13 protein-coding genes and 1 pseudogene are annotated in these 18,619 nt (G+C 51.1%); 12 read left to right on the top strand and 2 right to left on the bottom strand.

Annotation, left to right across the window (positions count from 1 at the left end; genetic code table 11):
- The 6 genes and pseudogenes from larC (at position 1) to ttdB (ending at position 4,745) form a co-directional block, all read left to right on the top strand.
- Complete coding sequence (gene larC / locus Q0537_RS09700; protein WP_299227637.1) at positions 1-1,248, top strand: nickel pincer cofactor biosynthesis protein LarC; 1,248 nt, start codon at positions 1-3, stop codon at positions 1,246-1,248.
- Positions 1,220-2,002 (top strand): ATP-dependent sacrificial sulfur transferase LarE, encoded by a 783-nt coding sequence (gene larE / locus Q0537_RS09695; protein WP_299227635.1) that lies wholly within the window; start codon positions 1,220-1,222, stop codon positions 2,000-2,002. Before larC ends, larE begins: the two co-directional genes overlap by 29 nt.
- Positions 1,989-2,735, top strand: coding sequence for a nickel pincer cofactor biosynthesis protein LarB (gene larB, locus Q0537_RS09690; protein WP_299227703.1), 747 nt, complete (start codon positions 1,989-1,991; stop codon positions 2,733-2,735). The genes larE and larB overlap by 14 nt, the downstream gene beginning before the upstream one ends.
- Before the next feature lie 52 nt (positions 2,736-2,787).
- The gene (locus Q0537_RS09685; RefSeq protein WP_299227632.1) at positions 2,788-3,225 is read left to right on the top strand and encodes a DUF2809 domain-containing protein; all 438 of its coding nucleotides are present in this window, start codon (positions 2,788-2,790) and stop codon (positions 3,223-3,225) included.
- A 13-nt stretch (positions 3,226-3,238) separates the two neighbouring features.
- Positions 3,239-4,137 (top strand): annotated as a pseudogene (gene ttdA / locus Q0537_RS09675) (L(+)-tartrate dehydratase subunit alpha).
- Complete coding sequence (gene ttdB, locus Q0537_RS09670) at positions 4,134-4,745, top strand: L(+)-tartrate dehydratase subunit beta (RefSeq protein WP_299227626.1); 612 nt, start codon at positions 4,134-4,136, stop codon at positions 4,743-4,745. The pseudogene ttdA and the gene ttdB overlap by 4 nt, the downstream one beginning before the upstream one ends.
- 301 nt (positions 4,746-5,046) lie before the next feature.
- Here the strand turns inward: ttdB and Q0537_RS09665 are convergent, their stop codons facing one another.
- Entirely contained in the window at positions 5,047-6,210 is a 1,164-nt protein-coding gene (locus tag Q0537_RS09665; RefSeq protein ID WP_299227623.1) for a sugar transporter, read from the bottom strand.
- Between the two features lie 787 nt (positions 6,211-6,997).
- On the opposite strand from Q0537_RS09665, the gene nifJ reads away from it, so the two are divergent.
- The 5 genes from nifJ to fldA all read left to right on the top strand — a co-directional run bounded on the left by nifJ (position 6,998) and on the right by fldA (position 13,555).
- Complete coding sequence (nifJ, locus tag Q0537_RS09660) at positions 6,998-10,579, top strand: pyruvate:ferredoxin (flavodoxin) oxidoreductase (RefSeq protein WP_299227620.1); 3,582 nt, start codon at positions 6,998-7,000, stop codon at positions 10,577-10,579.
- A 110-nt stretch (positions 10,580-10,689) separates the two neighbouring features.
- Complete coding sequence (locus tag Q0537_RS09655; protein ID WP_299227617.1) at positions 10,690-11,382, top strand: aspartate/glutamate racemase family protein; 693 nt, start codon at positions 10,690-10,692, stop codon at positions 11,380-11,382.
- Between the two features lie 118 nt (positions 11,383-11,500).
- Positions 11,501-11,824 carry a DUF2325 domain-containing protein gene (locus Q0537_RS09650; RefSeq protein ID WP_297945424.1) on the top strand — a complete coding sequence of 108 codons (324 nt, stop codon included), beginning with the start codon at positions 11,501-11,503 and terminating at the stop codon, positions 11,822-11,824.
- A complete protein-coding gene (locus tag Q0537_RS09645; RefSeq protein ID WP_299227614.1) occupies positions 11,817-13,052 on the top strand; it encodes a hypothetical protein in 1,236 nt (411 codons plus the stop codon). Before Q0537_RS09650 ends, Q0537_RS09645 begins: the two co-directional genes overlap by 8 nt.
- A gap of 11 nt (positions 13,053-13,063) precedes the next feature.
- On the top strand, positions 13,064-13,555 hold the full coding sequence (gene fldA, locus Q0537_RS09640; RefSeq protein ID WP_299227611.1) for a flavodoxin FldA: 492 nt from the start codon (positions 13,064-13,066) through the stop codon (positions 13,553-13,555).
- 813 nt (positions 13,556-14,368) lie between these two features.
- Here fldA and Q0537_RS09635 read toward each other — a convergent pair.
- Positions 14,369-17,812, bottom strand: a complete 3,444-nt coding sequence (locus Q0537_RS09635) for an acyl-[ACP]--phospholipid O-acyltransferase (protein ID WP_299227608.1) — start codon at positions 17,810-17,812, stop codon at positions 14,369-14,371.
- Positions 17,813-17,909: 97 nt separating this feature from the next.
- On the opposite strand from Q0537_RS09635, the gene Q0537_RS09630 reads away from it, so the two are divergent.
- Positions 17,910-18,437 (top strand): hypothetical protein, encoded by a 528-nt coding sequence (locus Q0537_RS09630; protein ID WP_299227605.1) that lies wholly within the window; start codon positions 17,910-17,912, stop codon positions 18,435-18,437.
- Positions 18,438-18,619 lie beyond the last annotated feature (182 nt).

The following is an 18,619-nucleotide window of genomic DNA, read 5'->3' as shown; positions in this document are numbered from 1 at the left end:
TTGGCTAAAATTTTATATTACGACGCGAGCGCTGGTATCAGCGGCGATATGAATTTAGGAGCGCTGGTGGGGCTCGGAGTGGATTTTGACTATCTTTGCGCCGAGCTAGTGAAGTTAAATTTAGCCGGTGAATTTCGTCTGGAGCGCAAAAACGTGCTAAAAAACGGCATCGCCGCGACCAAAATCGACGTCATGCCGCTAAAATCGCAGCCCCACGCCAGAAGCTACGCGGATATCAGACAAATTTTAGAGAGTTCAAATTTAAGCCAGAGCTGCAAACAAAGAGCGGGTGCGATATTTCGCACGATTGCGCAGGCCGAGGCCAAAGTCCACGGCACAGAGGTAGATCGGGTGCATTTTCACGAAATCGGCGCGATCGATAGCATCGCCGACGTCGCTGGCGCGGCGATCTGCCTCGAGTATCTTTTTGAAAAGCTCGGCGTCTCGCGCGTCGTAAGCTCTAAAATCGAGCTTGGCGGCGGCGTAGCGATCTGCGATCACGGCGCGCTTAGCGTGCCTGCGCCCGCCGTTTGCGAAATTTTAAAAGGCGTGCCCGTAAACCTAGGACGCGCAAATTTCGAGATGACTACGCCCACGGGAGCGGCGATTTTAAGGGCCTGCGCGGACGAGTTTGCGGACGGCGCGAGCTTTAGGATCGAAAAGATCGGCTACGGCGCGGGCGATAAAGATGCCGCAGACTTTGCAAACATGCTTCGAGTGATGCTTTGCGAAACCGATGAGGAGCTAGGCGGCGAAGGGGGCGAGCGAAATTTAGGCGCACGCTCAGGCTATGGCGAGGTTTGCAAACAAATTTTAATCTCCACCAACATCGACGATATGGATGCCGAGAGCTTCGCCTTTGCCTGCGAAATTTTACGCAAAAACGGCGCGCTAGACGTATTTAGCCGCTCTATTTTTATGAAAAAGGGGCGCGCGGGCTTTGAGCTAAACGCGCTGTGCCGCGAGCAGGACGCGCAAAATTTAAAGGATCTGATATTTACGCACACGACGGCGATCGGCGTCCGCGAGATAGAGGTTGCTAAAACCGAGCTAAAGCGCGAGTTTGTGCGGGTACAGACGAAATTCGGCGAGATAGGGCTCAAAATTTCAGGCAGCAGCCAAACGCAAAAAGCAAAGCCCGAATTTGAGGACTGCAAGGCCGCGGCGCTCGCGTACGGCACGACGATAGAGTGGGTGCGAAATGAGGCGCTGAAAATCTATGACGAAACTAGAAAAACTAAAGGCTGATCTGCGCTGGCTGGGCGAACTTGCGGTCGCATTTAGCGGCGGAGCGGACAGCTCGCTGCTGCTGCGTGCGGCGCACGACGCGCTGGGTGCGCGAGCGATCGGCATAACGATAAGATCGCCCTACATGTCCTCGCGCGAGATCGCCGAAGCCGTGGAATTTGCCCGCGCTTACGGCATCAGGCACGAAATTTTAGAGCTTGGCGTCGCGGAGGAGATCAAAGACAACCCAGAAAACCGCTGCTATCTGTGTAAAAAGGCGGTGTTTTCGCGCCTAATCGAGCGCGCCCGTGAGCTTGGTTTTAGCCGCATCGCAGACGGCACGAACCGAGACGATCTGGGCGAATACCGCCCGGGGCTCAAAGCAAAAGATGAGCTGGGCGTGCTCTCGCCGCTGATAAATTTAACCAAATCAGAAATCCGCGAGCTATCGCGCGAGTTAAATTTACCCACCGCCGAAAAACCGAGCTACGCGTGCTTGCTAACGCGCCTGCCTCACGGACGCGAGATCGATCAGGGCGAGCTAAATTTGATCGAAGCGGCGGAAAATCTACTCATCGCAAGCGGCTACGCAAATGTCCGCGCGCGGTGCGACCAAAAAAATATAAAGCTGCAAATGCCCTTTTCTAGCATGCAAAGCTTCCTAAACGACGCTAAATTTAAGAGCATCGTTAGGCAGCTCGTAGCGCTTGGCGCTGCTGAGGTGACGCTCGATCTAAAGGGGCTTAGAGAGGATGTTTTGCATGAGAGAGGATGAAATTTTAGAGCTTTTTGCTGGGATAAAAAGCGGCCGCGTGAGCGAGCAGGAGGCGCTAAAATACCTGAAAAACTACCCCTACGAAGACGTGGGCTGCGCCAAGATCGACACTCAGCGCGCCCTGCGAAACGGCGCGGGCGAGGTGATCTACGGCGAGGGCAAGACGGATGATGAAATTTTACGCATCGCTGGTGCGATCGGCGCGAGAGGGCAAAATATCCTAATCACGCGCACGAACGAGCGGGTTTTCAAGCGGCTGCGCGAGACGTTTTCGCAGGCGGAGTTTAACGCTCGCGGCCGCATCATCAGCGTCAAATTTAAAGAGCCCGCGCTCACGCAAAGCTACATCGCGATATTATCTGCAGGCACCGCAGACGGCGCGGTCGTGGAGGAGGCGTACGAGACGGCGAGATTTCTAGGCAACGACGTGCGCAAATTTAGCGACGCGGGTGTGGCGGGCCTACACAGGCTGATCGCAAATTTAGAGCAGATACGCGGCGCAAAGGTCGTGATCGCAGTAGCCGGCATGGAGGGCGCGCTAGCTAGCGTGCTCGCAGGCCTCGTGAGCGTGCCGGTGATCGCGGTGCCCACCAGCGTGGGATACGGCGCGAGTTTCGGCGGGCTGGCGGCGCTGCTAGCGATGCTAAACAGCTGCGCAAACGGCGTTAGCGTCGTAAATATCGATAACGGATTCGGCGCAGCATATAACGCAAGTCTGATAAATCATCTATAAATTTACGTTCGCCGCGCTGGTCAAATTAAAAGCCAAATTTAAAAGGAAAGCGTTGCGAGAGGAAAATTTAAGAGAGCAAAAAAGTGCCGCAAAGCTCGCGCAAAAGCCGCAAATGAGGCAAAGCACGCGAACTAGGCTAGCGTTTTTAGCCGCGGCTGGCGTGATTTTAGCGATCGAAATTTACATCGCGATCTGCGTAAAAGGCGGCTTCGTGCGCCACTACGCGGGCGACGTTTTGGCCGTCATCTTGCTTTACGCTTTGGCTCGGACTATTTTTAGCGTGCCGCCTTTAAATTTGCCGCTTAAAATTTTCGCGTTTGCGGCGGCTTTGGAGCTAGCGCAGTATTTTGGCGCGGTGCAAATTTTAGGCATAGAAAATAAAATTTTAAAGATAATGATCGGCGGGACGTTTGATTTTGCCGACCTGCTCTGCTACGCTGCGGGCTGCGTCCTGGCGGGCATTTATGAAAAATTTGAAAGTAAAATTTAGCAAAGGAGAAGCGATGGATAAAGAAAAAGCCGTGCAAAAGATGACCGAGGTCATGGCGAAATTCGTCGGCTACACGGGTAAGGTGCTGCCCGACGACGTGACGGCGAAGCTGAGCGAGCTCGCCGAGCGCGAAACGCAGCCGCTGGCGAGAGAAATCTACAAAACGATGTTTGAAAACCAGCGCCTTGCAAAGAAACTAGACCGTCCGTCCTGCCAGGATACGGGCGTGATCCAGTTTTTCGTACGCTGCGGCGCAAATTCCCGCTCATAGGCGAGCTTGAGGAGCTGCTGCGAGAGGCCGTGCTGCGAGCGACGTGCGAGGCTCCGCTGCGCCACAACAGCGTCGAGACCTTTGATGAGTACAACACCGGCAAAAACATCGGCAAGGGCACGCCTAGCGTATTTTGGGAGATCGTGCCGGATAGCGGCGAGTGCGAGATCCACACCTATATGGCGGGCGGCGGCTGTAGCCTGCCCGGCAAGGCGACCGTGCTGATGCCCGGCATGGGCTACGAAGGGGTCGTGAAATTCGTCATGGATATAATGACGAGCTACGGCATAAACGCCTGTCCGCCGCTGCTAGTGGACGTAGGCGTGGGCACCTCGATCGACGTGGCGTCCTTGCTATCTAAAAAAGCGCTGATGAGGCCTCTTGGCTCGCATAATCCAAACGACCGCGCCGCGCTAACCGAAAAGCTGCTCGAAGAGGGCATAAATAAAATCGGCCTGGGCCCGCAAGGCATGAGCGGCGCAAGCTCGGTCATGGGCATGCATATCGAAAACTGCGCCCGCCACCCAAGCGTCATCGCCGTCGCCGTAAACGTAGGCTGCTGGTCGCACCGCAAAGGCCACATCGTCTGGGACGAGCAGCTAAGCTTTGCCGTAAAAACGCACAAGGAGTTCGCGCTATGAGTAAGAAAATTTTAACCACGCCGATCGGCGCCGAGGATCTGGCGGATATCAAGATCGGCGACGTGATCTACCTCAGCGGACACATCGTCACCTGCCGCGACGTGCCGCACAGACGCGTCGTGCAGGAGGGTCGCGAGCTGCCGCTTGATATCAGAGGCGGCGCGATCCTGCATGCGGGGCCGATCATCAGAAAAACGGGCGAACAAAGCTTTGAGATGGTCTCGGTGGGGCCGACTACGAGCATGCGGATGGAGAAATTTGAGCGAGAATTTATCGCCAAAACGGGCGTGCGCCTGATCGTAGGCAAAGGCGGCATGGGCGAGGGCACGATGAGCGGCTGCAAGGAGTTTGGCGCGATACACTGCGTATTTCCGGCGGGCTGCGCGGTGGTGGCTGCGACGCAGGTCGAGCAGATCGAGAGTGCCGACTGGACGGAGCTTGGGATGCCCGAGACGCTGTGGAAGTGCCGCGTAAAGGAGTTTGGCCCGCTCATCGTCTCGATCGACGCGCACGGAAATAATCTTTTCGAGCAGAACAAGGTCAAATTTAACGAGAAAAAGGACGCGGCGCTGGCTGAAATTTTACCACAGGTCGGGTTTATAAAGTAGTTAAAATTTGGCGGCTTGCGCTTTAAATTCTGCGACTTAAATTTTTGTGCCTTGCCGCTAAATTTTAAAATTTAGCGCTATAACGAGGGGGCAAATTTAAAGTGCTTTGGACGGATGGCGCGGGCGTAATCGATTAATAAAACAGCCGGCGGGGCTAGGCGCGAGATTAAATTTTATCTGCAAAATTTAGCTAATCGCGTGGATAAATTTTAAAAATTTATCCCGCAAAGCCGCTGTTTTAAAGCACCATATAAAAGCGTACTAATCTCTCCGAAGCTCTTTCATAAATTTAACCTACGCGCTATTTTTTCGCTGCGAATTTCACGCTTGCGTAGAGGTAGCTTACAAGTCCCAGTGCGCCCAGTATCGCGCCCGCCTCGCCTATGTATTCAAGCCCGAATCTCGTTGCGATCTGATGCCCCAAAAGTGCTCCTCCGCCGATGCCTACGTTATAGATCGCCGAATAGATCGATATCGCGACGTCGGTAGCGTCGGGAGCTAGCGCCAAAACCCTAATCTGCAAGCAGAGTCCGAAGCCGAAAATCCCCACTCCCCAGACGAAAGCCGCGAGCAGCAGCGCTACGTTATTTGCGGCAAAAACTTTTAGCGTCAGCACCGATGCCAATATAAATAAAATCGAGCAGATCAAAAATGCGTTCGGAAATGAGCGGTAAAGCTTCGAAAAAAGCACGCTCGCAGCGATACCAGAAGCACCGAACGCAAGCAGGACGTAGGTTACGAAGTGATCGCCTGCAGGGTTAAATTTCGCCACGAAGGGCTCGACGTAGCTGTAGGTCGTAAAATGCGCGCCTACGATCAAAAGCGTCAGCAGATACAAAGAAAGCAGCATAGGGCGTCTTGCTAGCATCGGCAAGCTCGCAAGAGAGCCCGCGCGGCGGCTTGGCAAAAACGGTAAAATTTTCCAAAGAAACAGCGCCTCCGCCGCCGCAAGCGCGCCGATCGCAAAAAACGTAATTCTCCAGCCGAAAAGCTCGCCGACCACGCGCCCCAAAGGAAGTCCCAAAACCATGGCTAGCGAGGTGCCCAAAGCCAGCATGCCGATGGCCTGAGAGTCTTTGTTTATCGGCGCTAGGCGCACGACGAGCGATGAGGTGATCGACCAAAAGATCGCGTGCGAAATCGCGATACCGAGTCGCGCGATTACCAAAACGGCAAAATTCCACGCTACCGCCGCCAAGACGTGGCTTAGCGTAAATAGTACGAAAAGCCGCAAAAGCAGCCTCTTGCGCTCGAGCCTCGATGTAAGCAGCATCAGCGGCAGCGAAAGGATACTCACCGCCCACGCATAGATCGTGATGATTAGCCCCGTACTTGTAACGTCCATGCTAAAATCCGCCGCGATGTCGCTTAGCAGAGCCACGGGGATAAATTCCGTCGTGTTAAAAATAAAGGCGGCAAACGCCAGCGCGATAACTCTCGTGTAAGCGATTTTATGGACGTTCATCGGCTTTCTCTTTCCAGCTTTTAAATTTAGAATTTAAATTTAGCGCATTTAGCGGTTTTCAGCTTTTCGAGTTCTGCTTGGAATTTTAAAATTTTAAATTCCGTGCCGTATATACGTGCCGCGCTAAATTCTAAGCGGAGGATTATAGCTAAATTTATCCTCCTCGCAGCTTGCGGAAATAGAATTTGCGCTCAAAACGCAAAGTTGCATGGGGCAAAATTCACATAGCGATCAATCAATGAAAATTTAAAATGAAATTTGCGCTGCGCTCGGCAGGTGGCAATAAAATTTCTTATATTTAGCAGAATGCGCTGAAATTTTATGTACCGCGATATAGCAAGTCATAAACAAAATTTCGCTACGTCGAGTTTGGATGCGTATAGCGGTTGAGATTTTGTAGTGGCTAAATTTTATCACCCCGGTCTTGTTAACGATATGAGACTTGCCCCATTTTGTGGTACGTGCATTTTTAAATTTCTTAATTTTCGCGCATTCCCGTCATTTGATATTTAGGTTGGAATTTCGAGTCAGACGGCTAAATTTGCATTTAATCTCTACCCATTGCTCGCGATCTGCGCTTAAAGTGCGCAAAATTTTATTTTCAAAGCGGCGAAAGAGCCCGTCTCAAATCGTCCGCAATGCTCGTCTAAAACTGCCAGCAGATCGCGCTTGTAGCCCGCCTGCTGTGATAAAGCTTTAGAATTTTATTCGGTTTGCGAAGCATTTAAATTTTTAAGCAATAAATATGTAAAATTAGTGAAATTTGATAATTCCAAAGGAACGAAAAATGGCAAAAGTTATGAAAACTATGGACGGAAACGAGGCGGCGGCTTACGTCTCATACGCCTTCACCGAGGTCGCGGGCATCTATCCGATCACGCCTAGCTCGCCTATGGCGGATTACACCGATATTTGGGCGTCGCAGGGCAAAAAGAACCTCTTCGGCATGCCCGTTAAAGTAGTCGAGATGCAAAGCGAAGGCGGCGCGGCGGGTACCGTGCACGGATCCTTACAAGCGGGCGCGCTTACGACGACGTACACCGCATCGCAGGGGCTTTTGCTAAAAATCCCAAATATGTACAAGATCGCGGGCCAGATGCTTCCGGGCGTCATTCACGTCGCGGCGCGTGCGCTTGCGGCGCAAGCGCTCTCCATTTTCGGCGATCACCAAGACGTCTATGCCTGTCGCCAAAGCGGCTTTGCGATGCTCGCAAGCGACAGCGTGCAGGAGGTGATGGATCTAGGCGGCATCGCGCATCTTGCGGCTATTAAGGGGCGAGTGCCGTTTTTGCACTTTTTCGACGGATTTCGCACGAGCCATGAAATTCAAAAGATCGAGGTGATGGACTATGCCGAGTTTGATCGCTTGCTCGATCGCGAGGCCGTGCGTAAATTTAGAGAGGGTGCGCTAAACTCCGAGCATCCTAAAACTCGCGGCACGGCGCAAAACGACGACGTGTATTTTCAGACGCGCGAGCTAGTTAATAAATTTTACGACGCGCTTCCGGACATCGTCGCGGAATATATGAGCGAAATTTCAAAGATCACGGGGCGGTCGTACGCGCCTTTCGTCTATTACGGCGCTAGCGAGCCGCAGCGCGTGATCGTCGCGATGGGCTCGGTCAATCAAGCGCTCGAAGAAGTGGTCGATCATCTAAACGCGAAGGGCGAGAAAGTGGGCGTGCTAAAAGTGCATCTCTACAGGCCTTTTAGCCTCAAATATCTCTTCGCTGCGATGCCTAAAAGCGTGCGTAAAATCGCCGTACTCGATCGCACGAAGGAGCCGGGCAGCCTCGGCGAGCCGCTGTATCTGGACATAAAAGCCGCGTTTTACGGACGCGAGGACGCTCCGCTCATCGTGGGCGGCAGGTATGGGCTAAGCTCTAAAGACGTTGATCCAGCGCAGCTAATCGCCGTGTATGAAAATTTAAAGGCGGACGAGCCTAGAAACGGCTTTACGATCGGCATCGACGACGACGTGACTCATCTATCCCTACCCGTGGGAGATAAAATTTCGCTCGGCTACGAGGATGAGACCGAGTGCTTATTTTACGGCCTGGGCGCAGACGGCACCGTGGGTGCGAATAAAAATTCCGTAAAAATCATCGGTGATAAAACAGATCTTTATGCGCAGGCGTATTTCGCCTACGATAGCAAAAAATCGGGCGGCTACACGCGCTCGCACCTGCGCTTCGGCAAAAGACCAATCCGCTCGACCTATCTCGTCTCAAATCCGCATTTCGTCGCCTGCTCGGTCGCTGCGTATCTGGACATCTACGACGTCATCGGGGGCATCCGCGAAGGAGGGACCTTTCTTTTAAATTCCATCTGGGATGCCGAGCAGACGGCGGCAAAGCTTCCGAATAAGGTCAAAAAAATTCTAGCTGCCAGGCGGGTAAAATTTTATATCCTAAACGCCACCAAGCTAGCACGCGATATAGGGCTCGGAGGCCGCACTAATACGATCATGCAATCGGCGTTTTTCAAGCTCAGCGGCATCATCCCGTTCGAGCAGGCGCAGAGCTATATGAAGGAATACGCCAAGAAAACTTACGCTAAAAAGGGCGAAGCGGTCGTGGCGATGAACTGCGACGCGATCGATAGGGGCGCGGACGCCTTAGTGCAGGTAGCGATCGATCCCGCGTGGGCAAATTTAAAGGACGACCCAGCGGGCGCGGACGATAAATACAGAGGCGACGATTTTATAGAAAAGATCGTAAAGCCGATGAACGCAGCGCGCGGTGATAGCTTGCCGGTGTCGGCGTTTTTAGGGCACGAGGACGGCGGGTTTGACGCGGGCACGACGCGATTTGAAAAACGCGGCGTGGGCATCACGGTACCTAAATGGATCGAGCAAAACTGCATCCAGTGCAACCAGTGCGCCTTCGTCTGCCCGCATGCAGTAATCAGAGCGTTTTTGCTAGATGAAAAGGACGAGGCCGCCGCGCCTTTAAATTTAAAAGAGCACCTGCTAGAAGCTAAGGGCAAGGAGCTAAAGGGGCTAAAATACAAGATCCAAGTAAGCCCGCTAGATTGCACGGGCTGCGCGCTCTGCGCCGAAAACTGCCCGAGCAAGGAAAAATCGCTCGTCATGGTGCCGCTTGAAGAAGAACTCGCAAAGGGCGAGCAAGAAAGCGCAGACTTTTTATTCGAGCACGTAAGATACAAAGATGATTTGATGGACAGATCAAGCGTCAAGGGCATGGGCTTTGCCCGCCCGTATTTTGAATTTCATGGCGCATGCCCAGGCTGCGGTGAGACGCCGTATATCACGCTGATCACGCGACTTTTCGGCGATCATATGATCGTAGCCAACGCCACGGGCTGTAGCTCGATCTACGGCGGATCAGCGCCTTCGATGCCGTACCGCAAGGACGAGAACGGCCGCGGCGTCGCGTGGGCGAACTCGCTTTTTGAGGACAACGCCGAGTTCGGGCTGGGAATGAAGATCGCAAGCGAGACGCTGCGCCATAAGATCGAGGATCTGATGCTCGGCTCGCTCTCAAGCGTGCCAAACGCGCTAAAGGCGCTTTATCACGACTGGATCGAAAACAGAAACGATACGCTAAAATCCGCTCAGATTAGAGATAGGCTGGTGCCGCTACTAGAACAAAATTTGGACGCGCCCGGAGTTCGTGAAATTTTAGAGCTGAAGCAGTATCTAAACAAAAAATCGCAGTGGATCATCGGCGGCGACGGCTGGGCTTACGACATCGGCTACGGCGGGCTCGATCACGTGCTAGCTACCGGCGAGGACGTAAACGTGCTGGTGCTGGATACGGAGGTTTATTCAAACACGGGCGGACAGAGCTCCAAAGCTAGCCGCCGCGGCTCGATCGCGCAGTTTACTGCAGGTGGCAAGCGCGTTCAGAAAAAAGACCTCGGCCAGATCGCGATGACCTACGGCAACATCTTCGTCGCGCAGGTAAATTCCAACGCAAACCAAGCTGCGACGCTAAAAGCGATCATGGCGGCGGAGGCTTACCCAGGACCTAGTCTCATCATCGCGTATTCGCCGTGTATCGCGCACGGTATCAAAGGCGGCATGGGCAGCTCCGGCGATCAAGCCGAGCTTGCGAGCAAATGCGGCTATTGGCCGACCTACACCTTCGATCCGCGGCTTGCGGCGGAGGGCAAAAATCCGCTTAAAATTTCATCCAAAGAGCCGGATTGGAGCCTTTATGAGGAATTTTTGCTAAACGAGGTGCGCTACAACGCGCTTAAAAAGATCGATCCTGAGCACGCGGGCAAGCTTTATGAGGCAAACAAAGCTGATGCGATGAGACGTTACCGCCAGCTCAAGCGGCTTGCGAATGCCGATTTCGGCGATGAGGTTATCTCTGCGGGCGTCGCGAGCGAGAATGCTTAAGCGTTGCGGCTATTTGTTGAAATTCCGGCTCTGCAAATTTTGCAATCCGGAATTTTATTAAATTTCGCGGGACTGCATAAAATTCCGTATAAATTTTAAAAGAGAAATCCATGAAAAAAATCGGACTAATCGGCGGCATGAGCTACGAATCTACGATTACCTATTATGATGGGATCAATCGCAAAATTAACGAGCGTCTAGGTGGGCTAAGTAGCGGCGAAATCCTGCTAAGTAGCTTAAATTTCGACGAGATCGAGCGGTGCCAAAGAGATAATGAGTGGGGCAGGGCGGGCGAAATTTTAGCTCGTCACGCGCGGGTTTTGCAAAGCGGCGGAGCGGATTATATTTTTCTTTGCACTAACACGATGCATAAGTGCTACGAGGCGATAAATGCCGCTATCTCCGTGCCTTTCGTGCATATCGCGGACGCTACGCTAAATGAGTTGCGAAAACGTGGCGTGCAAAAAGTAGGGCTGCTCGGCACGATCTACACGATGACGCAGGATTTTTACAAACAGCGCTTGATAGATGGTGGCGTAGAGGTGCTCGTACCGAACGCGGACGAAATGGAAGCGGTAAACGAAGTAATTTTTGATGAGCTTTGCTTTGGTAAAATCTTACCGCACTCCAAAGAGAAATTTTTACGGATTATAGAAGGACTTAGAGCTCGCGGCGCGCAGGGCGTGATACTGGGCTGTACGGAGATCGGGCTGCTCGTATCGCAAGCAGATACCGCCGCGTGGCTATTTGATACTACGCAGATCCACATCGATGCGGCAGTAAGTCTAGCTTTAAGCGAGTAAATATCAAATATGAGCCGGTAAAATTCCGGCTTATAATTTCAAATTTTTATATACATTATCAGTTAAATTTAATCTTTCTCTGTTATAATAACAACTATCAATCATAAAAGGGGATGAAATGAACGTTTTAGTTATAGGAGCAGATGAAATTACGCCCATTAAGGCGGTTTTAAAAGACCTTGGCGCGAGTAACATCGAGCACTGGGATGCACGAAACGAAAATCGCGTAAATCGTAAGCCGATCCCGCAAGATACCGAGTGTGTCGTTATGCTTACGAGCTTTTTAAACCACAACACGATGAAAAAGATCAAAGGCGAAGTAAAAAAGCGCAAAATTCCGCTTGTATGCGCTAAAAGAAGCGTTAGCTGCGTATTTTGCGAATACTGTAAGGTTTTCAATTTAAATCAAGAATTCGGTTGCAAGCCTTGCGAAGATGATTAAAATTCCAAGGAATTTAAATAATGCCGGCAAGCCCAGCCAAGCGGTTAAAAAATCGCGCACTGCGTCGCAATCAAATGCTTACGACGATGAAACAGGCGAGCTAAATTCCAAGGATTTTTTAAATTCTAGCAAATTTAACGCTACTTGCCTTGCACACACCGAAAGCAAGAAATTTAACGGCAAATTTAAAAAGTTTTCAAGTGGTAAATCGTACGCACTTAGTCGTAATGCCTCTAAGCCGTGCGCTGCAAAGAGCGCGCAAAAAGGCGGCGCAAATAGGAATTTTACAGCAAGGGCCTTTTACGACACTAGCTCCGCGCAAAAGATTTTTTTCTGCACTAAGCGTTCGGACGAGAAATCAGCTTTGTTACGAGATATTGCCGCGCCAAAACGAGATATCGCGGCGCGCGAAAAACGCCAAAAAGCGGATCTGCGGCGCGATAATGAGCTTATTGATGATGAAATTTTAAATACCGAAGCTTTTAATAAAAAATTCTTTGACGGCGAAATTTTTGGCTTTGATGCGAATGGACGCGAGATTGCACCAGAGGCGCTACAGGGTTATGATGCGGCTTCGCGAGCGCGGGCGATGCTAGCTCTATATAATTTTAACGTTAATGCGGATTATAGAATTCCACCCGCAAATTTAAAAAGCGCTTCGCAGTTTCGCGCTGCGTTTTTAAATTTCATCGCTTCCGAGCTTGGGCGCGGTGCTCATAAAATTTACCGTTTCAAGCCCGCCGTAAAATTTTGCGCAGCGGATAATGTGATAATCTTTTCTTATCTGCGCGGCATGCCGCTGCCCGTATTTGCCGCTAAGCCTGCTTATAAGCTAACTCGCGCAATCGTGAGTCTGCGTAGCGGCGTGCTGCTAAATGCCTGCGAGGCGTTTAGCGATTTTGTGTTTTCAAAGATCGCGCTGCGAAATGCAGGCGCACAGCTGCAGCTTGTGGGCAAATCGGGCGAGCTCATCGTAGTTCGCAAGAGCAGTTTTAGCCTAGGCGTGGTTACGAGCTTTAAAAAAATTTTACCTCAAAATCCAGCCATTTATGATAATGATATAAAAAAAGCGCTAGAGCTTTGCCGCGGAGCAAACCTCGACGCCGTGTATCTTGTCTATCCAAAAAATGAAAATTTTAGCCGCCATGTCGAGATAAAAAGCGAATGCTTTAAGGGAAATTTCATTATGAAATTAGTACCATACAAGCTTACCGACAAAATTTATTAAAAGGATACCAAATGGTTGGAATTATTTTTGGAAGCTCGATGGGCAATACCGAGGACGCCGCGAAGCTGATCTCCGAAAAGCTAGGCATAGAAAACGAGCTAAAAAATGTTGCGGACATCGCGCCTGCAGATCTAAATAAATACACTGCGCTCATCATCGGCAGCTCCACATGGAACGACGGAGAGTTGCAGGACGACTGGGCGGGCTTTGATTTCTCAGCCCTTGATGTCGCGGGCAAGACCGTCGCGATTTTTGGTATGGGCGATAGCTCAAGCTACAGCGACGCCTACTGCAACGCAATGCGCGAGCTATACGATAACTTCAAAAAAGCGGGTGCAAATATCGTAGGCGCAGTGCCTACCGACGGATATGAATTTGACGAGAGCAAGGCCGTAGTGAACGGCAAATTCGTAGGTCTTGCGCTAGACAATGACAATCAAAGCGACCTTACCGAGAGCCGCATCGAGGCGTGGGTAGCGCAAATCGCTCCATCTTTTAAATAGTCCTCCTTTAAATTTGCTGCGAAGCGTGCGCTTCGCGGCTCTTTCATCTTTTTTAAAATCCTTAAAGCTTAGACCTTTTTAAAATTTAAGCTCTGCCGACTTCGGTTAAATTTAAACGGCTTTGAAATTTTCAAATTTTATACCTGCGCGAATGAAATTTATCTTTCAAATTTAGGTGCGCGATACTTTGCGCTAGCGTAAATGCGCGCCGACTTTGAGGCGCACATAGCGCGAGTAGATAAAATTTAAGCCGCCGTTATGACGGAAGGACGAAGCTGGGAGTTTGAGTCACGGTTTATAAACCTCATCGGCGAACGCTCGGGAGATAAAATTTGCAAATTTTATAAGCGGCGAAGCGAGGGGCGATGTCGCTAAAATTTCTCGCCGTACGCCATTGAAATTTCTTTCCGTGCGTACGCCGTTAAAATTCTCTCCGCGGCTCCGCCGTGAAATTTCGCACGCCGTTTAAAACAGGAATTTTGTCTATCCCCACAGCGAGCGGCTGCCGTCTGTTTGCAAAATTTAGCATATTTGGCGCTGCGACCGCGAAAAATCGTAGGATCAGCAGCAGCCCACCTCTGCAAAATTTAGCATAAATCTGGCGCCGCGACCACACGCGGCTATCGCCCCAAATAAACCGCCGCCGCGACCGCGAGATCGCCCGCTGCTAGGAGCGAAAACCGCAAAACTATGCGGCGCGACAAAGCATAAATTTAAAATTTAGAGGGCTTATCCTCTTTGTACTATCCCACGCGAATAGCGCGACGAGACGTAAATTTAAAATCTAGGGCGCAAATTTTAAGGCTTTAAAATTTACAGCCCTAGCTCTATCGCCAGATCCTTTACCGCTTTGAGATTTACCTTGCCGCTGCCGAGCACCGGGATTTGCTCGACCTTTTTCACGACGCTTGGCTGCATTATCGGCGCCAGTGCGGAGTCCTTTAGGCGGCGCGAAATTTCATCCTCGCTCGCCTCGCCCACGTAAAGCAGAGCGATCTTTTCGCCCTTTTTCTCGTCTTTTAGGTTCACGCACGAATAGATCGCGCTCTCGCCTAAAATTTCGCCCACGGCGCTTTCTACTGCGCCCAGGCTAATCATCTCGCCGCCGATTTTAGCAAAGCGCGAGAGGCGGTCGGTGATAAATAAAAACCCGTCATCGTCGATATAGCCGATGTCGCCGCTTTTGTAGTAGCGCACGTCGTTTATTTGTGCGATCGCTTCGGCGGTTCTTGCCGGTTCATCGTAGTACTCCTTCATAACCTGATGTCCGCCGATTAAGATAAGACCCTCCTGCCCGTTTGATAGCGGTTGCAGCGAGGCGGGATCGGTGATCTTTATGACCGTGCCTGCAAGCGGCAAGCCGACGCTCTTTTCGCGGTTGAAGTGAAGCTCTTTGAAAAAATCGGGCTCAAGGACGTTCGGCGTATTTACGCTAACCACCGGTGCAGTCTCGGTCGTGCCGTAGCCCTCGTAAATTTCGATGCCGAATTTTATCTTAAATTCCTTTCGGACGTTTTCGTTTAGCTTCTCCGCGCCCGCAATCGCCAGGCGAATGCTTGCTAGCATTAGAGGATTGAGCCTTTTGTTTTTGGTGTAGAGCCTAAAAAACGTCGAAGTACCGAACATTATCGTAGCGCCGTATTTTGCGCTCATCTTGCCGACGCTAAAGGCGTCCGTAGGATCGGGTACGTGGATGCTTAAAATTCCGTCGTTTAGCGGAAATAGCGTCGTTACGGTAAGCCCGAAGCAGTGAAAGATCGGCAGCGACGCTAAAATCGCGTCGTGCTCGGTGGCGTTTATGAGTTCTGAAATTTGACGGACGTTCGCCATTATATTTTTGTGCGTTAAAACCACGCCTTTGGGCTTTCCCTCGCTGCCGCTGCTAAATAAAATTGTCGCTACGTCATCTATCGCGTGCGGCTTAAAATACAGCGCGCGAAATAAAATTTTAGGCATCAGTAGCGATTTTAGCGCGCAGATTATGCGCTCGTTTTTAGAGGCGCCCTCGCTTAGATCCTCAAGATACACGAGCCGATCGCCGATCGAGCTTTCCAGCTCAAAGCCCTTTGATTTGAGCTTTTCTACGAATTTTCGCGAGCTGATGATCGTGCGGATATTCGCTTTATCCGCGCAGTAGATTAAATTTTCTTCGCTTAGCGTGTAGTTTAAATTTACGCTCGTTTTGCCCATCGCAAAAAGCGTTAAATTTACGGCGCTTGCGATGACCGAGCTAGGCAAAACGATACCGACGTTTTCCTCGCTGCTTATGCGGCTCTTTAGCCTTTTGCGAAGTATCAAAACGGCGCTCATCATCGCTAAATTTGTGAGACTTGCTCCCGTACTATCGACCGCTACGCGCTTAAAAGGCGATCTTTTGGCTTGATTTAGCCAGTTGTAGGCAAGCGGCTTTAGGCTTGCGAGATATTTGCCCCAGCTGAAAAACGATAGCTCCGTTACCGCACGCTTTACCTCGTGCGCTTTGGAATTTGCCTCAATCGGCGCGCCGAAGCTTACGCGAAGCGCGTTTTTGCCGCTTTGCGAGATCGTTCTTTTATAATGCTCGCTGGCGCGCGAGAATGTCGATCCCCAAAGCCCTCTTATATAAAAAGGCACGATTACGGAGTTTGTATCGTGCGCGGCTAGCTCAAATCCGCCCTGAAACTCGTCTATGCGGCCGTTGTAACTGATGTGACCCTCGGGGAAGAGCCCCACTACTTCACCAGCATTCAGCGCCTCGCGGATACTTTCGATCGCGCTTTTGCTCACGCCCGCTCCGATCGGAATGACGCGGAAAATTTTAAAAAACCACTTCAAATACCACAGATCGTAGTAGCTGCGATGCATCACGAAGCGCACCCCGCGCGGGCAGGCAAGCTGCACCACCGCCCAATCGATCCAGCTGATATGGTTGCCTAAAAGTAGCACGCCGCCTTTTTGCGGGATGTTTTCGATGCCGTCTACGTGGACTTGATAGCCAAATTTCATAAACGGAATGAGTAAAATTCTAACGAAAAGCTGCGGCAGATATTTCGCGCCGAAGATCCCGCAGATAAGTACGCACAACGCCGCCATAACGAAAATTTCGCCGCTGGCGACCGCAAAATGCACCAAGATGATGGCGATGAGCAAAAACAGCACCATAAAGATATTTTGGATGAAATTTGAACCCGCGAGTACCCGCCCCATGCGCTCATCGGCGGTGAAAAACTGAATGACGGCGTTGAGCGGCACGATGAAAATTCCGCCGCTAAATCCGAAGAAAAACGACGCCGTGCCGAGCCAAAATACCGAGTGCGCGTTGGCTAGCACCATTAGCGCAAGCGCGAGCCCGAATGCGCCGAACGGCACGATACCGAGCTCGATATGCTTTTTGCAGTAGCTGCCCGCAAAGATCGAGCCTAGCGCGATTCCGATCGCGCTAAGAGCTAAGATCACCTGGATCACCATTACGTTGTCGCTGCCGCTAAGGCTCTTGTAGTGAGCCGGGAAGGTCGCGATCACGAGCTGCGAGACCGCCCAAAACATCGCAAGTCCCAGCGTGCAGAGTAGGACATTTTTGTCTTTTAGCACAAAATTTAAATTTTGCCTTAGATAGCGAAGCTTAAGATAGTCGTCTTTGTTAAATTCCGCCTGCGGCTGCGCGGCGTCGAAGAATGGAATTTTATATGAGTAGTATGTTTCAAGCACGGAGCCCGCGACCAAAAGCACGCCGATGAACCAAACCGAGCTCATCAGCTCGCCCGCGTCGCTGCTGCGAGCTGCAAACAGCTCGAAAATTACCGAAAAAACAAGAGATGAAAGCAGAATCGCGATGATGGTAAGAGCCTGCACGAGGCCGTTTGCCGCGCCTAAATTTTTCGCGCCGACGATCTTTTTAATCAGACCGTATTTGGCGGGCGAGTAGATCGCGCTTTGCGCCGCAAGCAGGATCGTCATAAAAAATGCGAAATAAAACCACCCGCACGCATAGCCGAGCGTAATGAGCGCGGTAAGCGCGACGCCGAGTTTCGCGCAGATCCGCGTAATGCGGGTGCGCGAGAATTTGTCGTTGAGATAGCCGCTGGCGCTAAAAAGAAATACGTAAGGCAGCAAAATCAGCAAATTTACAAGCGAGGTAAGGGCGATGAGAGCGCCCGAATCGGCGCTTTTAACAAGGACGTTTTGGATCGTGATCTTATGGCCCAGATCGACGCTTGCGTTGATAAACATAATCGCCAAAAACGGCAAAAATCCGTTGATTTTTAATAGAGATTTCACGGGCGCTCCTTTAAAAACGGGATTTTATCTCACGGAAGTTAACGGACGCAAATTTAAGGCGGCTTCGCTACAATTACGCAAAAATTAAAGGAAAAATATGAAAGTACGTATCACCAATCGCGACGTGGATAACCTCAATAAATTTATGCTGCTTTACAGCAAAAAGGCGCGCAAGCAGCGCCTAGTCAGTACCTACGCCATACCGTTTGAGTTTTTGCTCGTTGGCATCATCATCGACGGGCTTTTAAAAACGGCGCCGATTGCGAGCGTGGCGTCGGTTATTTTGGGTGCGGCGTGGCTTATTTTTTATCCGAAATTTTACCGCCGCATGCTAAGAAAGCATCTCTCTGCCGCCAAGCTCGCGCAAAACTCGAGCACGGAGATGAGCTTCGTCGCGGACGACGAGACGATCTCGTTTTCAAAGGGCGAGCCGCGTGCAAGCGAGAAATTTACCGCGCGCTCGCTAAATCGCATCGCTGCGGGCGGGGAGAATTTTTTCTTGGCGTTTGATCGCGGCTTTCACATCGTCCTTCCCAAAAACGCCGAGACGGACGCTGCGGTACAGCATCTTGCCGGTCTGCGCGGCTTGCAGATCGAACCCGTAGATCTGGACGTTGAAATTTAAAGCTTTGCTTTTAAATTCGCGGCTCGCAAAATTCGCGATATAAATTTAAAATTCTAGAATTTAGGTCGTCGCAGTAGCTTTTACTTGCAAAATTGCATTTAAATTTTTGTTCGTGATATCGTAATCTTGGGGCGGGAAAGGGGCTTGAATTGCGAGGTCGCTCCCCTTCCCGCCCCAAACCC

It is taken from the genome of uncultured Campylobacter sp. (assembly GCF_938017775.1).
Lineage (GTDB): Bacteria > Campylobacterota > Campylobacteria > Campylobacterales > Campylobacteraceae > Campylobacter_B.
This window is presented reverse-complemented; position numbering and strand designations above follow the sequence as displayed.

Bases quoted from the DNA above. Each gene is read 5' to 3' on its own strand.
- fldA (WP_299227611.1), top strand. From the start codon at position 13,064: ATGGTTGGAATTATTTTTGGAAGCTCGATGGGCAATACCGAGGACGCC.
- Q0537_RS09650 (WP_297945424.1), top strand. From the start codon at position 11,501: ATGAACGTTTTAGTTATAGGAGCAGATGAAATTACGCCCATTAAGGCG.
- nifJ (WP_299227620.1), top strand. From the start codon at position 6,998: ATGGCAAAAGTTATGAAAACTATGGACGGAAACGAGGCGGCGGCTTAC.
- ttdB (WP_299227626.1), top strand. From the start codon at position 4,134: ATGAGTAAGAAAATTTTAACCACGCCGATCGGCGCCGAGGATCTGGCG.
- Q0537_RS09655 (WP_299227617.1), top strand. From the start codon at position 10,690: ATGAAAAAAATCGGACTAATCGGCGGCATGAGCTACGAATCTACGATT.
- larB (WP_299227703.1), top strand. From the start codon at position 1,989: ATGAGAGAGGATGAAATTTTAGAGCTTTTTGCTGGGATAAAAAGCGGC.
- Q0537_RS09630 (WP_299227605.1), top strand. From the start codon at position 17,910: ATGAAAGTACGTATCACCAATCGCGACGTGGATAACCTCAATAAATTT.
- Q0537_RS09665 (WP_299227623.1), bottom strand. From the start codon at position 6,210: ATGAACGTCCATAAAATCGCTTACACGAGAGTTATCGCGCTGGCGTTT.
- larE (WP_299227635.1), top strand. From the start codon at position 1,220: ATGACGAAACTAGAAAAACTAAAGGCTGATCTGCGCTGGCTGGGCGAA.
- Q0537_RS09645 (WP_299227614.1), top strand. From the start codon at position 11,817: ATGATTAAAATTCCAAGGAATTTAAATAATGCCGGCAAGCCCAGCCAA.